Here is a 2,299-nt window from a genome sequence, read left to right on the forward strand (position 1 = left end):
GTCCGTGCCGTACAGCGCGGACTGCGTCGCCGCCCGCCAACCGCGCCATTCGCCCGAGCCGGTCATCTCGTCCACCACCCGGCCAGACTAGGCGTACAGGTGATCACGGCATCCACCTTGCGGAGTACGCGCGCCCGGACCGGATCGGTCCTCCGGTTGACCCGTGCACGCATCCGGCATCCCTACGCTGGGTTACGTGCAGCGCCTCTATGACTTCCTCCGCAGACACCCGACCGGGGTCGACGGCTTCTGGGCCGTCGTCCTGTTCGGGATCTCCGCGGCTGTCGGAACCGCCGGTCAGGACCGCGGCGGCACCGACTCCCTGACGCTGCTGGTGCCGATCGTGTTCCTGTTGTGCCTGGTCATCGCATTGCGGCGGCGTATGCCCGAGCAGATGCTCGTGCTCGCGGCCGGGCTCGGACTGGCTCAGCTGGTGCTGAACGTCGGGGTCACGGCGGCCGACTTCGCCCTGTTGGTGATCGTCTACACCGTCGCCGCGACCGGCGCCCGCTGGGCCTCCCGGCTCGCGCTGGTCATGGCGCTGGGCGCGGCCACCCTGGCGCAGCTGCGCTGGCCGCACGACAACGCCAGCGTGCCGGGCCAGGTCGCCGTCATCGTCTTCCAGACGGTGCCGTTCGCCCTCGCCTGGGTGCTCGGCGACTCCCTCCGCACCCGACGCGCGTACTTCGCGCAGCTGGAGGAGCGTGCGGCGCGCCTGGAGAAGGAGCGCGAGGCGCAGGCGAAGGTCGCCGTGGCCGCCGAGCGGGCCCGCATCGCGCGCGAGCTGCACGACGTCGTCGCGCACAACGTGTCGGTGATGGTGGTGCAGGCCGACGGCGCCGCCTATGTCCTCGATGCCGCGCCCGACCAGGCGAAGAAGGCCCTGGAGACGATCTCCTCGACCGGCCGCCAGGCCCTCGCTGAGATGCGCCGTCTGCTAGGCGTGCTGCGCACCGGCGAGCACCAGGAGGGCGGCGAGTACGTGCCGCAGCCGGACGTCGAGCAGATCGAGGACCTCGTCGAGCAGTGCCGTGGTTCGGGCCTGCCGGTGGACTTCAAGGTCGAGGGCACGGCGCGGCCGCTGCCCAGCGGCGTCGAGCTGACGGCGTACCGCATCGTTCAGGAGGCGCTGACGAACACGCGCAAGCACGGCGGACCGAACGCGGGCGCGAGCGTGCGCCTGGTCTACTTCGACGACGGCCTCGGCCTGCTCGTCGAGGACGACGGCAAGGGCGCCCCGCACGAGCTGTACGAGGAAGGCGGCGCCGACGGCGCGGGCCACGGGCTGATCGGCATGCGCGAGCGGGTCGGCATGGTGGGCGGAACCCTGGACGCGGGCCCGCGACCCGGCGGAGGATTCCGCATCAGCGCCCTGCTCCCGCTCAAACCCGCGCACTGACATCGACGCACGCCCCCTGTTGACACCTGTCACGCCCCCCAAGAACCACCTGAAGCACCTGAAGCTCCTGAAGCTCCTGACGGAAACAGAAGAAACGGAAGAGGACTCGATGGCGATCCGCGTGATGCTCGTCGACGACCAGGTGCTGCTGCGCACCGGGTTCCGGATGGTGCTCGCCGCCCAGCCGGACATGGAGGTCGTGGCGGAGGCGGGCGACGGTGTCGAGGCCCTGCAAGTGGTGCGTTCCACGGACGTCGACGTCGTGCTGATGGACGTCCGCATGCCGAAGCTGGACGGCGTGGAGGCCACCCGGCGCATCTGTGCGGACCCCGACGCGCCGAAGGTGCTGATCCTGACCACCTTCGACCTGGACGAGTACGCGTTCTCCGGGCTGAAGGCGGGCGCCTCCGGCTTCATGCTGAAGGACGTGCCGCCGGGCGAGCTCCTGGCCGCCATCCGCTCCGTGCACAGCGGTGACGCGGTGGTCGCCCCGTCCACCACCCGCCGGCTCCTGGACCGGTTCGCGCCGATGCTGCCCGCCACCGGCAAGGAGGCCCAGCACAAGGAGCTGGAGCGGCTCACGGAGCGGGAACGCGAGGTCATGGTGCTCGTGGCCCAGGGGCTCTCCAACGGGGAGATCGCAGCCCGGCTCGTGCTGTCCGAGGCGACCGTCAAGACCCACGTGGGCCGCATCCTGACCAAGCTGGGGCTGCGCGACCGCGTCCAGGTGGTGGTCCTGGCGTACGAGACGGGGCTCGTGCGGGCAGGCGGCCGCTGACCGGCGTCCACAGGCCGGCGGCACTCCACTAGATGAATGAGTCCAAGGGGTGTCGTTGCGGTCAGTGATCGTAGGCGGTCAGCGACCGTTTGGTCGGTTGCCCGGTTTTGTCGTTGTGCCAG

At 70.6% G+C, this 2,299-nt stretch carries 2 protein-coding genes; both read left to right on the forward strand.

The window, feature by feature from the left end; genetic code table 11:
- Positions 1 to 196: 196 nt before the first annotated feature.
- Entirely contained in the window at positions 197 to 1,399 is a 1,203-nt protein-coding gene (locus AB0J04_RS33565) for a sensor histidine kinase (RefSeq protein ID WP_363172375.1), read from the forward strand.
- A gap of 109 nt (positions 1,400 to 1,508) precedes the next feature.
- Positions 1,509 to 2,177 carry a response regulator transcription factor gene (locus tag AB0J04_RS33570; RefSeq protein WP_363172376.1) on the forward strand — a complete coding sequence of 223 codons (669 nt, stop codon included), beginning with the start codon at positions 1,509 to 1,511 and terminating at the stop codon, positions 2,175 to 2,177.
- Positions 2,178 to 2,299 lie beyond the last annotated feature (122 nt).

It is taken from the genome of Streptomyces sp. NPDC050263 (assembly GCF_040655955.1).
Classification (GTDB): Bacteria; Actinomycetota; Actinomycetes; order Streptomycetales; family Streptomycetaceae; genus Streptomyces.